Genomic DNA, 16,388 nt, shown 5'->3' on the forward strand with positions numbered 1-16,388 from the left:
CTTTTGCGAAGAAATAGATGCGCCATCCACCATTTATCCTTCCAAACCGCGGAAATTTCGCTAAGACCAAACCCCGGCTATCACAAACTCCGGGACCCCCCATTTCATGACAAGATTCGATGTTCTGACAGTCGGCAACGCAATCGTGGACATCATTGCCCGTTGCGACGACCAGTTCCTCATTGACAACCAGATCACCAAGGCGGCGATGAACCTCATCGATGCCGAACGCGCCGAACTCTTGTATTCGCGCATGGGACCGGCGCTCGAAGCCTCCGGCGGCAGCGCCGGCAATACGGCGGCGGGCGTGGCTAATCTCGGCGGCAACGCTGCCTATTTCGGCAATGTTGCCCAAGATCAGCTCGGTGATATCTTCGCGCACGACATCCGCGCCCAGGGCGTCCACTACCAGACCCGGCCCAAGGGCACCTTCCCGCCGACGGCACGTTCGATGATCTTCGTCACCGAGGATGGCGAGCGCTCGATGAACACCTATCTCGGCGCTTGCGTCGAGCTCGGCCCGGAAGACGTCGAGTCCGACGTCGTGGCTGACGCCAAGGTCACTTATTTCGAAGGTTATCTCTGGGATCCGCCGCGCGCCAAGGAAGCCATCCTCGATTGTGCCCGCATCGCCCATGAAAACGGCCGCGAAGTGTCGATGACGCTGTCCGACAGCTTCTGCGTCGACCGCTATCGCGGCGAATTCCTCGATCTGATGCGCTCCGGCAAGGTCGATATCGTCTTCGCCAATCGCCAGGAAGCGCTGTCGCTCTACGAGACCGACGATTTCGAGGAGGCGTTGAACAGGATCGCCGCCGATTGCAAGATCGCCGCCGTGACGATGAGCGAGAATGGCGCCGTCATCCTGACGGGCCGTGAGCGTTTTTACGTCGATGCGATCCGGATCAAGGAAGTTGTGGATACGACGGGTGCCGGCGATCTCTTCGCCTCCGGCTTCCTCTACGGCTACACGCAGGGGCGGTCTCTCGAGGATTGCGGCAAGCTTGGCTGCCTGGCCGCCGGCATCGTCATCCAGCAGATCGGCCCGCGCCCAATGACCTCGCTTTCCGAGGCCGCCAAACGGGCAGGGCTTATTTGAAGGCTTCGCCGGGATAGGCGCCCCAGATCTCCGACTGCGCCACCCAGCCCGAGGCGCCGTCGGTTTCGGCGCGGCACCAGTCGCCGTTGCATTCGCCAATGGTGATCATCACGCCGGGTTCCAGCTTGGCAACGATCGAGGCGGAGGGCTGCGCCTCGCGGCGCAGATTGACATAGACGCCTTTGCCCTTGGTCTTCATCCACGGGGCGGCAATCGCCGCGCGCTGGCCTGATAGCAGCGACTGGTTGACCCAACCTTCGGTGCCGTCGGCATCGCGGATACGGCGCCAGTTGTCGTATTCCTGGATGATCTCCACCGGCAGGCCGGATTTCAGGTACATCCACGAAACGGCGTAATCCGTTCCCGGACCGATGCGCAGATTGACGCGCTTGGATTTCAGCGTGACGAAACGCGGCAATGGCAGTCCGCTTGGCCCCTTGGCTGCCTGCGCATGGGCGAATTCGACGCTTCCCACGGATGCAGCCAGAGCGATGGCAAGGGCGAGGCAGGACTTCAGGACTTTGCTGCGCATGGAAGTTTCCGTTTGCTCGAATACGCGGCAGGCTTGGCCTGCTCGCGGTCCGGGCTCTGACATTCCCCGGCTGCACCGCGAGTTTTGTTTGTCTTCGCGTGCGGGTCTGGTAGAAAATGCCCGGAATGGGAAAATTATCACCCCTCTTGGTTAAAGACCTCTGAACAAGGCACCACAGGCAGCCATGACAGCGAAGAAAAAACCGAAGGTCTACATCACCCGCAAGCTGCCGGATGCCGTCGAAACCCGCATGCGCGAACTCTTCGACGCAGAGCTGAACATCGACGACGCGCCGCGTTCCGTTCCTGAGCTTATCGCCGCGGTCAAGACCGCCGACGTGCTGGTGCCGACCGTCACCGATCGTATCGACGCGGCGCTGATCGAGCAGGCGGGACCGCAGATGAAGCTGATTGCGAGCTTCTCCAACGGCACCGATCACATCGACGTCGAGGCGGCTGCGCGCAAGGGCATTACCGTCACCAACACGCCGAACGTCCTGACTGAGGACACCGCCGATATGACCATGGCGCTGATTCTCTCAGTTCCGAGAAGGCTCGGCGAAGGTGCGCGCGTGCTGACCGACAAGCCGGGTGAATGGGCAGGCTGGTCTCCCACCTGGATGCTCGGCCGGCGCATTCACGGCAAGCGCATCGGCATCGTCGGCATGGGCCGCATCGGCACGGCGGTCGCCCGCCGCGCCAAGGCTTTCGGCCTGTCGATCCACTATCACAATCGCAAGCGCGTCAATCCGGCCGTTGAGGACGAACTGGAGGCGACCTATTGGGAAAGCCTCGACCAGATGCTCGCCCGCGTTGACATCGTTTCGATCAATTGTCCGTCGACGCCGGCGACCTTCCACCTGATCTCGGCCCGCCGTCTGGCGCTGCTGCAGCCGACAGCCTATCTCGTCAACACCGCACGCGGCGACGTGGTCGACGAAGCTGCGCTGATCAAGTGCCTGAGGGAGGGACGGATTGCCGGCGCCGGCCTCGACGTCTTCGAAAACGAGCCCGCCGTCAACCCGAAGCTGGTCAAGCTCGCCAATGAGGGCAAGGTCGTGCTGCTGCCGCATATGAGCTCGGCGACGATCGAAGGCCGCATCGACATGGGCGACAAGGTCATCATCAACATCCGCACCTTCATCGACGGTCACAGGCCGCCGAATCGCGTGCTGCCGGGCCGTTGAAGAACGCTGTAAATCAGGCGACGCAGATCGGAGGCGCAAGGACCTTGCGCATCTCGACGAATGTCGTCCTGGCAAAGCCGGGATGCGCCTTTTCGGCGGTTCTGGAAAATCCCCAGGCGGCAAAGACGGCGTGATTGTCGGTGAGCTCGATCCGCGTTTCCAGCCGCAAAGCGGGAAGACCGAGCGCTGCGGCCGTTTCCTCGGCAATCGCCAGCAGCCGCTTGCCGAGGCCCTTGCCCTGCGCCTCAGGCAGAACGGCGAGCTTGCCGACATAGAGACAATCGGTCTCCGGCCGTAGGAAGAGGCAGCCGATCAGCTTTTCGCCGTCGATGGCGACATGGCCGATCTCGGCTCTGGACTTTTCGGCCAGCGACTCCGTCGTCAGCTTGAGCGCCGAAGATTGCGGATCGATCCTGCCGTTCATCGAGGCGAAGGAGGCGAGGATCAGAGCCAGCAGTTCGTCCCAGCGCGTGAAAGTCTGATCAAGACGAATAATCGTCATCCGGCCTGTCTTTGTGTCGTGTGGCGTCGTTTGTAGCGGATGGTGTCGAAGCGGGCCGAGAGCGCGTCGTAGAGCAGCAACCGTCCGACCAGCGGTTCGCCGGTGCCGGTGATGAGCTTGATCGCCTCCATCGCCATCATCGTGCCGATGACGCCTGTGAGTGCGCCAATGATGCCGGCCTCGGCGCAGGCGGGAATCAGCCCCGCCGGCGGCGCTTCCGGAAACAGGTCGCGATATCCAGGGTTGGCCGTTCCATCCTCAGCTGTCTCATAGGGCTTGAGAACCGTCAGCGAACCATCGAAACGCCCGACGGCGCCGCTGACGAGCGGGATGCGCGCTTCATCAGCCGCATCGGCGGCGGCATAACGCGTGTCGAAATTGTCCGATCCGTCGATCAGAAGATCGAAACCCGAGAGCTGACGGCGGGCGGCCTCCGGCGAAAAGCGTTCCTCGAAGCGGATCAGTTGGACATGCGGATTGAGCCTGGCGATGGCGAAGGCGGCACTCTCGGTCTTCAGCTCGCCGATCGTGCCGGAATCGTGGATCACCTGGCGCTGCAGGTTCGACAGCGACACCCGGTCGTCGTCGACGATACCGAGCGTGCCGACGCCGGCAGCGGCCAGATATTGCAGGACCGGTGCACCGAGGCCGCCGGCGCCGATCACCAGCACGCGGGCGGCTTTCAGTTTCTGCTGGCCGGCGCCGCCGATCTCGGGAAGCAGGATGTGGCGGTGATAGCGCGCGATTTCTTCCGGGCTGAGCGGTTCCATGGCGCCGATGTTATCATGACGCCCGACGCCGGGAAAAGCCGCCTCCGTCATTCGAACACCCTTCCGTCGGCAACCGTGAAAAACTGCGCCCTGTCGCCGAGTGCTGAAAACATCGCCCGATCCGTTCCTGTCATGAAGGCCTGGCCGCCGAGCCCGTCGATGAGGTCGAATAGCGCGGCGCGGCGGCCCTCGTCTAGATGCGCTGCGATCTCGTCGAGCAGCAGGATCGGCGCATGGCCGGTGAGATTGCCGACGAGCCGCGCATGCGCAAGCACCAGGCCGACAAGCAGCGCTTTCTGCTCGCCGGTGGAGCAACGCTCCGCCTCCATCGCCTTTTCGCGGTGATGCACGATGAGATCGGCCCGGTGCGGCCCCTCGAGCGTGCGCCCGGCTCCGGCATCGCGGTAGCGGCTCTCTGCCAGCATCGCCGCGTAGTCATCTTCGAGGTCCACCGAGGGGCGCGAGAACTGACCGTCCATGAATCCCGAGAGCTGCAGCGATGCCGAAGGGAAGGGCGAGCTCTCCCGTGTTTCCTCGATCAGCCGAGTCAGCAGGCCGAGCATCTCCTGCCGGGCGAGCGCCATGGCGATGCCGAGGCTTGCCATCTGCTCCTCGATGCCGGCAAGCCAGGAGGGATCGAAGCGGCCTTCGTCCAGCAATTTGTTGCGGCTGCGCATGGCGCGCTCGAAATCGCTGGCGCGGCGGCCATGGGCGGGATCGAGCGACAGCACCAGCCGGTCGAGAAAGCGGCGCCGGTCGGAGGAGGCACCGGTAAACAGGCCGTCCATCGCCGGTGTCAGCCAGAGAAGGCGCAGATGGTCGGTCAGTTCGTCGGCAGTCTTTGCCGTTGTGCCATTGATGCGCAGCCTGCGGGCGGTGGTCTCCTCGCTGGTTTCGATGCCGGTGCCGATCTCGACGTCGCCCTCCATGCCATCGAGCACGGCGAAGATCGAAAACCCGCCGGCCGCGCCGACGCGGGTAATGTCGCCATAGGCCGCGCGACGCAGACCGCGGCCAGGCGAAAGCAGCGAGACGGCCTCCATGAGATTGGTCTTGCCGGCGCCGTTGTCTCCCGTCAGCACGGCGTGCCGACCGTCAAGGGTAAGGGCCGCTGCCGCATAGTTGCGGAAGTCTGTCAGCTTCAGACGGGAAAGAGAAACCTTGTGCGGCATCGAATGTCCGGAATCGTGAAGCGTGACAGCTAAGCCTAAGCGGCGTTGATGGCAAGGCTGGCAGCTTCTTGGCCGTGGATCGCGAACCTCTGATACCGCCGCAAATCAGGGACGCGGCGGTTGAGCCATAAGGGAGAAGCTCGAAGCGGCGAAATACCGCGCGGGACATATTTTCCGAATGACACCGTGACCGAGGTGCTGGTGTCCGACATTCTGCAAATGTAGGGCGCAGGCATTAAGCGTTCTAAATTCTACTAAAAATACAACCGCCGGGGATGCTCCGACATCGCCAGGCCGATATTGTCGACGGTCACCGTCAGTGCCTCCGAGATCCGGATATTCCGGCTTTGCCGCGATCCTTTAAGGCGACTGACGTAACGTAATGCCCAGAAAAAGTCGGTTGAATTTTGCAACTGCTGGGTTGAGTTATTCCGGGAAGGCGATATGGTAAACGAACCGTTTATGTATGAGAGAGTGATGAAGTGCCAGATCCGGTTGATATTATCGTCGGTCGCAACGTCAGACAGTTTCGCGCCCTTCGCCGTGTTTCCCAACTCGAACTTGGCGAAGCACTCGGACTGACTTTCCAGCAGATCCAGAAATACGAAAAGGGGACGAACCGCGTTTCCGCCAGCAAGTTGCATCAGATCGCGGTTTTTCTCGATGTCGAGATCTCTGCCCTTTTCGAGGGAGCCGGCGTGTCACCATTCGGCAGCCGTATCGAACTCAGCCCCGACGCCTATGCGCTTGCGCTAAGCTTCGACAAACTGAACTCACCGGCAGGCAAGGAAGCGGTCAAGACCATCCTCACCCTCATGACGGGCGAAGCGGCCGAAACCGCCGCCTGATTCCACTGAGCCATCAGGTTTACCACGAAAAAGAACGACCTGTTCCCGCTCTGGACGATGTCCAGATGCTTGCAGCTGTGCAGCGTTTTGGGGGCGGCGTGCATCAACACAAGGACCGGGGCAGGTCACCTGAATGAGGTTCGGTGCCGCGCGCTTTAGTGAATCTCGCGTTCGTGCAGCGCCATCAGCAGATCGTCCTGCGTCTGGTGGCCGGCATGGTAAAGGTCGATCGCGATGCTGGCGATTGAAAGGCCCTGCTGGCTGCGAAGCTTGATATTGCGCTCGGCGCACCATGTGTAGATGGCGCCGGCGAGAACGTCGACGTCGTCGGACTGAGAGGAAAAGGCTGGCGCCATTGGTCGTTACCCTTGGTTTGGTTGTCCCCCGCTAGAGTGCCGCACTAAGGACGCTCTATCGCATTGATTTGGTGCATAACCTCGAAATTCGATTCCGATTTTCGGGGTTATGCACTGACGGCAGAGACTGAATTCATTTGGAAAACTTGCAAGCGGCATCATCTGGCTGCGTTAACGCAAGTCATCTTCCCGCCCGCCGCCGTATCGATCCGGGACAGATTGGCCGGCGTGGATGGCGAATGTCACAAATTGAGACATGCCGCGCAAAGTGTGCAGCGGTTTTGTGATGACGACATGCATAAAAACAAAGACTTAAAGCGCGACGAGCGAATCTGAAAGATCGCGCCGCGCTTTAGAGCAATTCCAGGAAAAGTGCGAAGCGGTTTTCCGTCCGGAATTGCATAGAAACAAAAGGCTAGAGCGGTCCTGCGCTTCCGTTAAAAGCTTAACCGCTCTAGGATTCCTGGGACAAAAGAACCGGAGACGTTTCCGTCCCCGGCTTTCGAAATGGGCGTGTCGGTTGCGGCTCAGCCCTCGAAGAATTCCTTCATCCGGGCAAAGAAGCCCGTCGATTCCGGATTGTTCTCCTTGGAGGAAAGCTGCTCGAATTCCTGAAGCAGTTCGCGTTGGCGCTTGGTGAGCTTTTGCGGCGTCTCGATCTGGATCTGGATGTAGAGGTCGCCCGTCTGCACCGAACGCAGCACGGGCATGCCCTTGCCCTTGAGGCGGAACTGTTTGCCGACCTGCGTGCCCTCGGGCACGGTCACGCGCGACTTGGTGCCGTCGAGCGTCGCCACGTCAAAGGTTCCGCCGAGCGCGGCCGTCGTCATCGAGATCGGAACGGCGCAATAGAGATCGGCTCCGTCGCGCTGGTAGAATTCATGCGGTTTGACGGACAGGAAGATATAGAGGTCACCTGCCGGCCCGCCGCGGGCGCCGGCTTCGCCTTCGCCCTGCAGGCGGATGCGCGTGCCGTCCTCGATGCCGGCGGGAATATTGACCGAGAGCGAACGCTCTTCCGTCACCCGGCCCTGGCCGTGGCACTTCGGGCAAGGATCGGGAATGATCTGGCCGCGGCCGTGGCAGGTCGGGCAGGTCCGCTCGATCGAGAAGAAGCCCTGTGCCGCGCGCACGCGCCCCGTTCCCTGGCAGGTGCCGCAGTTCTTCGGCTGCGTGCCGGGCTTGGCGCCCGAACCCGAACAGACGTCGCAGGTGATCGACGTCGGAACGCGGATCTGCGCCGTCTTGCCGGAGAAAGATTCTTCCAGCGTTATTTCCATGTTGTAGCGAAGATCGGCGCCACGCTCACGGCCGCCCGACGAGCGCTGGCGCGCGCGCCCACCACCCATCATCTCGCCGAAGATATCCTCGAAGATGTCGGAGAAACCGCCGCCGGCAAATCCGCCGCCACCGCCGCCCATGCCGCCATGCTCGAAGGCCGCATGGCCATAACGATCATAGGCTGCCCGCTTCTGCGGGTCCTTGAGCATCTCGTAGGCTTCGTTGATTTCCTTGAACTTCCGTTCGGCGTCCTTGTCATCCGGGTTCTTGTCCGGATGGTATTTCATCGCCAGTTTGCGGAAGGCGCTTTTCAGCTCTTTCTCGTCCGCCGACTTGGCCACACCCAGAGTTTCGTAAAAGTCCGCTTTTGCCATTAAGGATTAAACCCCGGAAATGGATTTTCCGGCTGCCATGGTGAGCAGCCGGATCAGGTGTTGAAGCATAACCACGCCGTCGCGGATTACGCGGACTTCTTGCGGTCGTCGTCCTTGATTTCCTCGTAGTCGGCATCGACGACATTGTCGCCACCTTCCGCAGAGGCATCGCCAGCAGCGCCGCTTTCGGCCTGCTGTGCTTCATAGATCGCCTGCCCGAGCTTCATCGACACTTCCATCAGCGTCTGGGTCTTGGCCTTGATGTCGTCGGCATCGGGCTCGGACGCTTCCGACGCCGTCTTCAGCGCAGCGATCGCATCCGAGATCGCGGTGCGGTCGGCCTCGGAAACCTTGTCACCGTAATCCTTCAGCGACTTTTCCGAGGAATGGATCAGGCTTTCAGCCTGGTTCCGGGCTTCGACGGCCTCGCGGCGCTTCTTGTCTTCGGTGGCATGGGCTTCGGCATCCTTTACCATCTTCTCGATGTCGGCGTCGGAAAGACCGCCGGAAGCCTGGATGCGGATCTGCTGTTCCTTGCCGGTGCCCTTGTCCTTGGCCGAAACCTGGACGATGCCGTTGGCGTCGATGTCGAAGGTGACTTCGATCTGCGGCATGCCGCGCGGCGACGGCGGCAGCCCGACGAGGTCGAACTGGCCGAGCAGCTTGTTGTCGGCAGCCATTTCACGCTCGCCCTGCGAAACGCGGATGGTCACGGCCTGCTGGTTGTCTTCGGCGGTCGAGAAGGTCTGGCTCTTCTTCGTCGGGATCGTCGTGTTGCGTTCGATCAGGCGGGTGAAGACACCACCCAGCGTCTCGATGCCGAGCGACAGCGGCGTTACGTCGAGGAGCAGGACGTCCTTGACGTCGCCCTGCAGAACGCCGGCCTGGATGGCGGCGCCGAGGGCGACGACTTCATCCGGGTTGACGCCCTTGTGCGGCTCCTTGCCGAACAACTGCTTGACGACTTCCTGCACCTTCGGCATGCGGCTCATGCCGCCGACGAGAACCACTTCGTCGATTTCGGCAGCGGTAACACCGGCATCCTTGAGCGCTGCCTTGCACGGCGCGATCGTGCGCTGGACGAGATCGTCGACCAGGCTCTCGAGTTTGGCGCGGGTCAGCTTCAGCGTCAGATGCTTCGGGCCGGAGGCGTCGGCGGTGATGAACGGCAGGTTGATTTCGGTCTGCTGCGAGGACGAAAGCTCGATCTTTGCCTTTTCCGCAGCTTCCTTGAGGCGCTGCAGGGCAAGCTTGTCGTTCTTCAGGTCGATGCCGTTGTCTCTCTTGAACTCGCCGACGAGATATTCGACGAGACGCATGTCGAAGTCTTCACCGCCGAGGAAAGTATCGCCGTTGGTGGACTTCACCTCGAAGACGCCGTCGCCGATCTCGAGGATCGAAATATCGAAGGTGCCGCCGCCAAGGTCGTAGACGGCAATCGTCTTGCCTTCTTTCTTGTCGAGGCCGTAGGCGAGTGCCGCAGCGGTCGGCTCGTTGATGATGCGCAGGACTTCAAGACCGGCGATGCGGCCGGCATCCTTGGTGGCCTGGCGCTGCGCGTCGTTGAAGTAGGCGGGAACGGTAATGACGGCCTTCTCGACCTTTTCGCCGAGATAGGATTCGGCGGTTTCCTTCATCTTCTGAAGGATCATCGCGGAAATCTGTGCGGGCGAGTAGCCCTTGCCATTGGCTTCGACCCAGGCGTCGCCATTGTCGCCCTTGACGATGGTGAAGGGAACGAGGTGCTTGTCCTTCTCGACGGTCGGATCTTCGTATCGGCGGCCGATCAGGCGCTTGACTGCAAAGAGCGTGTTCGTCGGGTTGGTGACTGCCTGGCGCTTGGCCGGCTGGCCGACGAGGCGTTCGCCATCTTCGGAAAATGCCACCATGGAAGGGGTCGTGCGTGCACCTTCCGCATTCTCGATAACCTTCGCGTCCTTGCCGTCCATGACTGCGACGCAGGAATTCGTCGTTCCAAGGTCGATACCAATTACTTTTGCCATGTCATTCTCTCCTTGAAGCAAGCTGTCGGAACCCCGAGAAGGCATTTCCCTGACAGCCCCTTACGGGATGGGTCTACTTGAGATTACGCAATCGTGATTGCGGTGATGCGGCGTATATAAGGAGCGGTTTTCTGGACTGCAAGGCGAGAAATGCCCCGGAATCCAGCAAAACGAATGTGTTGCGTTCAATTTTTACAGTAGCCGGGAAAGAGGTCGCCCCATGTTCGGAAAGCGGCCGTATTTTACGGCATGTCGCGCAAAACTGTGCGGCGGTTTTGCGACCACGACATGCGTAAAACAAAGACCTGAAGCGCGAGGCGCGAATCTGAAAGATCGCGACGCGCTTAAGGGCATCGGGCTTGTGCGGGGCATACAGCAAAGATCTCACTGGCCCATGATCAGATCGAGCAGCGTCGTGCGCCGCGGCTGGACGGAAGAGGTTGTCTGCGCGCCCCCGACATCGCCGGGTGGAACCATGCCCTCATAGTTAGCACCCCCGCCTTCGGCAATGTCTGCGGGCGGAACCGGGCCGCCATTGCCGGAGCTTGCCCCCTGCTGCCGGGCAGGCGCTTGCGGATAGCGGTTTGCATTGTCGTTGCCGCCGAAGACGCCGGAAATAATGCCGCCGATCGTCGAAGGCGGCGCCTCGGCCGTCATCGGCTGCCCGCTGCCCAATTGCCCATCGCCTGGCGCTGTCTGCGCCATCGGCTGCCCATTGTTCGGATCGGCGATCAACTGGCCGTTGCCGAAGAGCGGTGCCGGCGAAAGTCCCTTGTGGGCGGCGATCATGAATTCCTTCCAGGCCTTGGCGGGCAAGCCGCCGCCGGTCACCTTCTTCATCGGCTTGCCGTCGTCATTGCCGAACCAGACGCCGGTGGTGAGGTTGCTGGTGAAACCGACGAAGAGCGCGTCGCGCGAATTCTGCGTCGTGCCGGTCTTTCCCGCCGCCTGCCAACCGGGGATCTTGGCGCTCTTGCCGGTGCCGCTCTCGATGACGCCCATCATCATCGTATCCATTTCGGCGGCGATCTGCTCGGACAGCACGCGCGGCGGGCTGTCATAGGTATTTTCGTAGAGAACCTTGCCTTCGGCTGTCGTCACCCGGCGGATGACGTGCGGCGTCGCCTTGTAGCCGCCGTTCATGAAGGCGGCATAGGAGGCGGTGAGTTCCATCAGCGACACCTCGGAGGTGCCGAGCGCGATTGAGGCGTTCGGCTGCAGCTCGCTTTCAATGCCGAGCCGGTGGGCAAGCTTGATCACCTGGTCCGGCCCGTCATACATCACCAGCTGGGCGGCCACCGTATTCAGCGACTTGGCAAGCGCGGTCGCCAGCGTCACCTCGCCATTGTATTTCTTCTCGTAATTTTCGGGCGTCCAGTCGCCGATCCGGATCGGCGCGTCATTGAACACCGAATAGGGCGTCAGCCCCTTCTCGAGTGCGGCAGCATAGACGAAGGGCTTGAACGACGAACCCGGCTGGCGTTTGGCCTTGACGGCGCGGTTGAACTGGCTTGTCGCATAGTCCCTGCCGCCGACCAGTGCCCGGATCGCGCCGGTGCCGTCGATCGAGACCAGGGCCGCCTGCGAGGCGTCGAGCTTCCCGCCCTCCTTGTCGAGCACGTCGACCAGCGATTGCTCGGCCTTCTTTTCCAGCGACTTGTCGATGGTCGTATCGACGATGACGTCTTCCTTGACGTCGCCGATCAGACCCGGCAGCTCGTCCATCACCATGTCGGCGACATAGTGCCCGGCGCCCGACCAGTAACTCTTGGCCGAAGCCGGGGTCTGCGACATCGCCGTCTTGACCTCGGAATCGGTGATGAAACCCTGCTCGCGCATCGCCGCGAGCACGAGCTGGGCGCGCGCATTCGCCGCGTCCGCATCGCGGGCCGGCGAGAGCCGCGACGGCGCCTTGAGCAGGCCGGCCAGCACCGCGGCCTCGCCGAGGTTCACGTCACGCGCCGATTTGTTGAAGTAGCGGCGTGAGGCCGCCTCGACGCCATAGGCGTTCGATCCGAAGAACACCCGGTTGAGATACATGGCAAGGATCTGGTCCTTGGTGTATTTCTGCTCCAGCCAGAGCGAGAGCAGCACCTCCTGCACTTTGCGTTCAAGCGTTCTCTCAGGCGAGAGGAAGAGGTTCTTGGCAAGCTGCTGCGTCAGCGTCGAGCCACCCTGCACCATGTGACCAGCCGTGAGGTTGGTCACAACAGCCCGGCCGAGGCCGAGCGGATCGACGCCGAAATGCGAATAGAAACGCCGATCTTCGATGGCGATGACGGCTTCCGGAATATAGGGCGACATGTTTTCGAGCGACAGCGCCTCGCCGCCGGTGGCGCCGCGATTGGCAATGACGCTGCCGTCGACGGCGGTGATCTTCACGTTCGGCGGCCGCTCCGGGATCGCCCATGTGCTGGCGCTCGGCATGCGCGAGCCATAATAGACCACGAGCCCGGCAACGCCGATGCCCGCCCAGATGAAAAGCACGACGCACCAGTAGATCACGCGGCGCAGGAAGCCGAAAAAGCCGCCGCCTTCGCGCTCTTGCGGCTCGCGCTTCCGCCGGGGGGCGGCACGTTGCGGCGGGGGATTCGAGCCGCCGCGGCGCTGGGATCGGCCTCCGGCAATGCGGTCGTCGGCATCGAGCGAGAATTCGTCATCGTCGCGTGCCGGGCGGCCGCTGAAGGACGGTTCTATTCTGTCGCCTGATCTGCCTCTGCCTGCCATCGCGGACCGGTCGCACCCCATGTTCGATCGCGAAGCCAGCTTCGCATAACGGTGCTCTTCTCCAGCGCCGCGCGTCTTTTCAGATGCGCGAAGGACGCTGGAGCACTTTGAGTGCCGCCGTGATCATCCGACTGAACTGTAAATGCGGCGATTTAACGGGGTATTAATAATGGAAAGTAAAGCAGATCGCGCCGGGCGACAGCATTGCCTTCAGAACTGCCGGGCCTCGTAATCGTCGAGCGTTTCCGGGTCCTGCTTATATTCCCACTCGCCCAGATGAAAGCGGCGCCAGATCTGGCCGGAAGGGTTGAGGTTCGCCCCATCGGTGAGGCGTACAGGCAGGAGTGGGTTGTGTTTATGCCAAATGGTAACATCGGTAGCGGCTGCCCGAGGGGCGAAAAGCCCGAAGAAAGCCAGGTAGTCTTGCGTCATCAGGGTCCAGCCTCGAACGGATTAAAATCAATCCGCAACTTCACAAAACTGCAATAAAGAATCCCGCAAAACAAGAGCCTCGCGATGGCTTCACATCAAATTGTCGGTGACCGTGTCCGAGGATCGATGCTTCCCCCGCGTTTCCTGTCTTGCGCTCGCCGGCGAAGCGGCGCGCGTCGTGAAAACAAAGACCCGCAGTCTGTGGCGCGAGTTACGTGCGATACGACATAGATTACCGCGCCGCGCGTCTTTTCGAGAGGCGCAAGAGATGCTGTAACACTTTGAATTTCTGGATAATTTTATCCTTAAATTCGATTCCGATGTAAGGAATTGTGCAGGAGGCGGAACCAATAGGCTTCGCGATTGTTTATGGAGAAGCGGGACAACCCCTCACGTCCCGCGAATGATCGGCCGTCTCCCCTCAACACGCGCCGATCGACATCAGGCCCGGTGCATCCCTCCCAAGGGAGCGCCGGGCTTTTTCTTGGGTGTTTGCCTTTGGCTTGGCAAACCTCAAAAGAGGACGGCGTGCCGTCCCCCTTCTGTTTCATTCGTCGCAGGAGGGATCGCCGGGGCGGCAATCAAAGTTCCTGCGGTCAGGCCTGCGATCATCGCCTCTCCGGTCGTCCCTCTGCCGTTCACCTCTTTGCCGATCGTCCCTTTGCCGATCGTCCCTTTGATTGTCGTCGCGCCAGTCACGATCGCGATCGCGCCCATCTCGGTCGCCATCCCGCTCGCGCCAGTTACGGTCACGATCCCGGTTATCCCGATCGCGGTCACGATCCCGATTGTCGCGGTCGCGGTAGTAATAATCCGGGCCGCGGCTCCAGCGGTCACGGTCGCGATAGAAATCGCGGTTGCGGTAGTAACGGTCCCAATAATTGTCGACGCTGAACCGAATCATCGGAATGCCGAGCGGACGGTAGTATTGCGGGCCGACATAGACGCGGCGCTGCTGGTAGAGGGCCTGCACGTACTGGCCGGAAACCCAGCCGCGGCCGCCGTAGAATTCCACGTCGCACCAGTTGACGTCGGAAAGGCATCCGCGGATCTCAACGGAAGAACCGGTCGGGATGACCGCGACGGCGGGATAACGGGTGCTCGGACCCGCACGCATGTTGACGTTCGCCGTCGAGTAGCCCTCGGCAGCCTGCGCTATGGCAGGCGCCAGCATAAGCAGGCCGACCGCTGCGATTTTAATAAAGAGATTTTTCACGCTTCTCAGTCCTTGTTGGCACGTTTTTCAGGCAGCGCTTGGCCGCGTTTCCTTGGCATATGCCATTGAAACAAAAGATAGAGCGATCGCCCCCAGGTGTTTAGGGCGTTGTTATTCGTCTTATCTTTCAATGGCTTATATATCGCCCGCGATGAACGCAGCTTGAACGGCGAAATGTCGGACAGCGCCTTGGAGCCGCGAGTGGTGCTTCCGACAAAGGGTAGGCACTGTTAACGGTTGGTTAACCTTTCGGCGGCAGTCTCATTGCAATACCCGCTTGCTCCTTGACCACGGATGAACTGGCACTGAGATGAGCGGATGACGAAAGGCCGGGTCGAACCGGCCTTTTTGTTTTTTGCGATTCTGCCTGGCACGTCTTTCAGGCGGCCAGCGCCTGAAGAATCCGCACCCAGGAGCGGATGCCCTTGTGGTAGGAGACGAGCTCGTATTTCTCGTTCGGCGAGTGGATGCGGTCATCGCTGAGGCCGAAGCCGACGAGCAGCGATTCCATGCCGAGCATCTTCTGGAAATCCCCGACGATCGGGATCGACCCGCCCATGCCGATGACGATGGCGGGTTTCGGCCACTCGTCGGAAAGCGCGTTCTTCGCCTTGGTCAGAACAGGCGAATCATAAGAGAGGTGGATCGCTGGCGAGCCGCCATGCGGATGGAACTCGACCGAGCAATCGGCGGGAATATTCGAGCTGATATAGCTGCGGAAAGCCTCGCGGATGGCGGCCGGATCCTGCGTGCCGACGAGGCGGAACGAAACCTTGGCCGAAGCCTTGGCGGCGATCACCGTCTTGAAGCCTTCGCCGGTATAGCCGCCCCAGATGCCGTTGATTTCGGCGGTCGGCCGCGCCCAGGTGAGTTCCAGCACCGAGCGGCCCTTTTCGCCGGATGGGATAGAGAGGCCGACTTCGCCGAGGAAGCTCTCCGCGGTCTTGCCGAGCGTCTCCCATGACGCCTTGATGTTGTCGGGCGTTTCCTCGACGCCATCATAGAAGCCGTCAAGCGTGATGCGGCCCGTCTCGTCATGCAGACCGGCAAGAGCCTCGACGAGAATATGGATCGGATTGGCCGCCGCGCCGCCGAAGAGGCCGGAATGCAGGTCGCGGTCGGCGGCCGTCACGATCACTTCCTCGCCGACGAGGCCGCGCAGCGCTGCAGCGATCGCCGGCGTGTCGCGGTCCCACATGCCGGTATCGCAGACCAACGCATAATCGGCCTTGAGCTCGGCGGCATTGGCTTCGAGGAAGGGCTTCAGGGATGGCGAGCCGGATTCCTCCTCGCCCTCGAAGAGAATGGTGATGCGGCAGGGAAGCGCGCCGTTGATCTCCTTATAGGCGCGGCAAGCCTCGACGAAGGTCATCAGCTGGCCCTTGTCGTCAGAGGTGCCGCGGCCGGTCAGGATCTTGCGGCCCTCGCCGACATCCTTGATCGACGGCTCGAAGGGGTCATTTTCCCAGAGCTCGATCGGGTCGACCGGCTGAACGTCGTAATGGCCGTAGAAGAGAACATGCGGCGCATCGGCGGAAGCGCCGGCATGGTGGGCGACCACCATCGGATGGCCGGGCGTGTCGCGGACCGAGGCCGCAAAGCCTAGCCCTTCAAGATAGGCGACGAGCCATTCGGCGGCCTTTCGGCATTCGGCTTTATAGGCGGGATCGGTGGAAATCGACTGGATGCGCAGAAGTTCGAACAGCTTGTCGAGGCTCGATGAAAGGTTCTGATCCGCGCGCGCAAGCACCTGGTTTACATCGGTCATTTTCGACTCCTTTTGAAATTCGGCCGGACGATAGACCAAACCAGAAAGGCAGGCGAGGCGGAAAAACAAAAAATCGTCGGCGCGAAAGACCGGCGGGGCATGGACTAATATCAGGAAGATTT

The 16,388-nt window shown here is 61.3% G+C and carries 14 protein-coding genes; 3 read left to right on the top strand and 11 right to left on the bottom strand.

From position 1 onward, the window contains the following. The first annotated feature begins 106 nt into the window (after nt 1-106). Entirely contained in the window at nt 107-1,099 is a 993-nt protein-coding gene (locus J3P73_RS00970) for an adenosine kinase (RefSeq protein WP_130772083.1), read from the top strand. Here J3P73_RS00970 and J3P73_RS00975 read toward each other — a convergent pair. Continuing rightward, entirely contained in the window at nt 1,092-1,631 is a 540-nt protein-coding gene (locus J3P73_RS00975) for an SH3 domain-containing protein (RefSeq protein ID WP_024323179.1), read from the bottom strand. The two genes, J3P73_RS00970 and J3P73_RS00975, sit on opposite strands and share 8 nt — an antisense overlap. Nucleotides 1,632-1,815: 184 nt before the next feature. Here J3P73_RS00975 and J3P73_RS00980 point away from each other — a divergent pair, with 184 nt between their 5' ends. Further along, nucleotides 1,816-2,817 (top strand): 2-hydroxyacid dehydrogenase, encoded by a 1,002-nt coding sequence (locus J3P73_RS00980; protein WP_018070379.1) that lies wholly within the window; start codon nt 1,816-1,818, stop codon nt 2,815-2,817. Between the two features lie 13 nt (nt 2,818-2,830). On the opposite strand, the gene J3P73_RS00985 is transcribed toward J3P73_RS00980, so the two are convergent. From J3P73_RS00985 to recF, 3 genes are read right to left on the bottom strand one after another with little or no spacing between them, the layout of a single operon-like run. Further along, entirely contained in the window at nt 2,831-3,319 is a 489-nt protein-coding gene (locus tag J3P73_RS00985) for a GNAT family N-acetyltransferase (protein ID WP_018070378.1), read from the bottom strand. Then, nucleotides 3,316-4,140, bottom strand: coding sequence for a molybdopterin-synthase adenylyltransferase MoeB (locus tag J3P73_RS00990; protein WP_130656728.1), 825 nt, complete (start codon nt 4,138-4,140; stop codon nt 3,316-3,318). Before J3P73_RS00990 ends, J3P73_RS00985 begins: the two co-directional genes overlap by 4 nt. Beyond that, nucleotides 4,137-5,261, bottom strand: a complete 1,125-nt coding sequence (recF, locus tag J3P73_RS00995; protein WP_130656729.1) for a DNA replication/repair protein RecF — start codon at nt 5,259-5,261, stop codon at nt 4,137-4,139. The genes J3P73_RS00990 and recF overlap by 4 nt, the downstream gene beginning before the upstream one ends. Before the next feature lie 482 nt (nt 5,262-5,743). Between recF and J3P73_RS01000 the strand changes: the two genes are divergently transcribed. After that, nucleotides 5,744-6,109, top strand: a complete 366-nt coding sequence (locus tag J3P73_RS01000) for a helix-turn-helix domain-containing protein (RefSeq protein ID WP_075225240.1) — start codon at nt 5,744-5,746, stop codon at nt 6,107-6,109. A gap of 155 nt (nt 6,110-6,264) precedes the next feature. Here the strand turns inward: J3P73_RS01000 and J3P73_RS01005 are convergent, their stop codons facing one another. From J3P73_RS01005 to J3P73_RS01035, 7 genes are all read right to left on the bottom strand, one after another. Then, entirely contained in the window at nt 6,265-6,465 is a 201-nt protein-coding gene (locus J3P73_RS01005) for a hypothetical protein (protein WP_075225239.1), read from the bottom strand. 527 nt (nt 6,466-6,992) lie between these two features. Next, nucleotides 6,993-8,120 (bottom strand): molecular chaperone DnaJ, encoded by a 1,128-nt coding sequence (gene dnaJ, locus J3P73_RS01010; RefSeq protein WP_011649969.1) that lies wholly within the window; start codon nt 8,118-8,120, stop codon nt 6,993-6,995. A gap of 86 nt (nt 8,121-8,206) precedes the next feature. Further along, the gene (gene dnaK, locus J3P73_RS01015) at nt 8,207-10,123 is read right to left on the bottom strand and encodes a molecular chaperone DnaK (RefSeq protein WP_018070373.1); all 1,917 of its coding nucleotides are present in this window, start codon (nt 10,121-10,123) and stop codon (nt 8,207-8,209) included. A gap of 384 nt (nt 10,124-10,507) precedes the next feature. Continuing rightward, nucleotides 10,508-12,850, bottom strand: coding sequence for a transglycosylase domain-containing protein (locus tag J3P73_RS01020; protein ID WP_130682686.1), 2,343 nt, complete (start codon nt 12,848-12,850; stop codon nt 10,508-10,510). A gap of 210 nt (nt 12,851-13,060) precedes the next feature. Next, on the bottom strand, nt 13,061-13,282 hold the full coding sequence (locus J3P73_RS01025; protein WP_018070371.1) for a hypothetical protein: 222 nt from the start codon (nt 13,280-13,282) through the stop codon (nt 13,061-13,063). 547 nt (nt 13,283-13,829) lie between these two features. Continuing rightward, nucleotides 13,830-14,498: an SH3 domain-containing protein gene (locus J3P73_RS01030; RefSeq protein WP_130814730.1), complete on the bottom strand. Its 669-nt coding sequence runs from the start codon at nt 14,496-14,498 to the stop codon at nt 13,830-13,832. Between the two features lie 379 nt (nt 14,499-14,877). Beyond that, complete coding sequence (locus J3P73_RS01035) at nt 14,878-16,266, bottom strand: dipeptidase (protein WP_130772087.1); 1,389 nt, start codon at nt 16,264-16,266, stop codon at nt 14,878-14,880. Between the last annotated feature and the right edge of the window lie 122 nt (nt 16,267-16,388).

The organism is Rhizobium ruizarguesonis (assembly GCF_017357285.1).
Classification (GTDB): domain Bacteria; phylum Pseudomonadota; class Alphaproteobacteria; order Rhizobiales; family Rhizobiaceae; genus Rhizobium; species Rhizobium ruizarguesonis.

What these genes read in the sequence shown, in the direction of transcription:
- J3P73_RS00970 (WP_130772083.1), top strand. Translation starts at nt 107, where the DNA reads ATGACAAGATTCGATGTTCTGACAGTCGGCAACGCAATCGTGGACATC.
- J3P73_RS00975 (WP_024323179.1), bottom strand. Translation starts at nt 1,631, where the DNA reads ATGCGCAGCAAAGTCCTGAAGTCCTGCCTCGCCCTTGCCATCGCTCTG.
- J3P73_RS00980 (WP_018070379.1), top strand. Translation starts at nt 1,816, where the DNA reads ATGACAGCGAAGAAAAAACCGAAGGTCTACATCACCCGCAAGCTGCCG.
- J3P73_RS00985 (WP_018070378.1), bottom strand. Translation starts at nt 3,319, where the DNA reads ATGACGATTATTCGTCTTGATCAGACTTTCACGCGCTGGGACGAACTG.
- J3P73_RS00990 (WP_130656728.1), bottom strand. Translation starts at nt 4,140, where the DNA reads ATGACGGAGGCGGCTTTTCCCGGCGTCGGGCGTCATGATAACATCGGC.
- recF (WP_130656729.1), bottom strand. Translation starts at nt 5,261, where the DNA reads ATGCCGCACAAGGTTTCTCTTTCCCGTCTGAAGCTGACAGACTTCCGC.
- J3P73_RS01005 (WP_075225239.1), bottom strand. Translation starts at nt 6,465, where the DNA reads ATGGCGCCAGCCTTTTCCTCTCAGTCCGACGACGTCGACGTTCTCGCC.
- dnaJ (WP_011649969.1), bottom strand. Translation starts at nt 8,120, where the DNA reads ATGGCAAAAGCGGACTTTTACGAAACTCTGGGTGTGGCCAAGTCGGCG.
- dnaK (WP_018070373.1), bottom strand. Translation starts at nt 10,123, where the DNA reads ATGGCAAAAGTAATTGGTATCGACCTTGGAACGACGAATTCCTGCGTC.
- J3P73_RS01020 (WP_130682686.1), bottom strand. Translation starts at nt 12,850, where the DNA reads ATGGCAGGCAGAGGCAGATCAGGCGACAGAATAGAACCGTCCTTCAGC.
- J3P73_RS01025 (WP_018070371.1), bottom strand. Translation starts at nt 13,282, where the DNA reads ATGACGCAAGACTACCTGGCTTTCTTCGGGCTTTTCGCCCCTCGGGCA.
- J3P73_RS01035 (WP_130772087.1), bottom strand. Translation starts at nt 16,266, where the DNA reads ATGACCGATGTAAACCAGGTGCTTGCGCGCGCGGATCAGAACCTTTCA.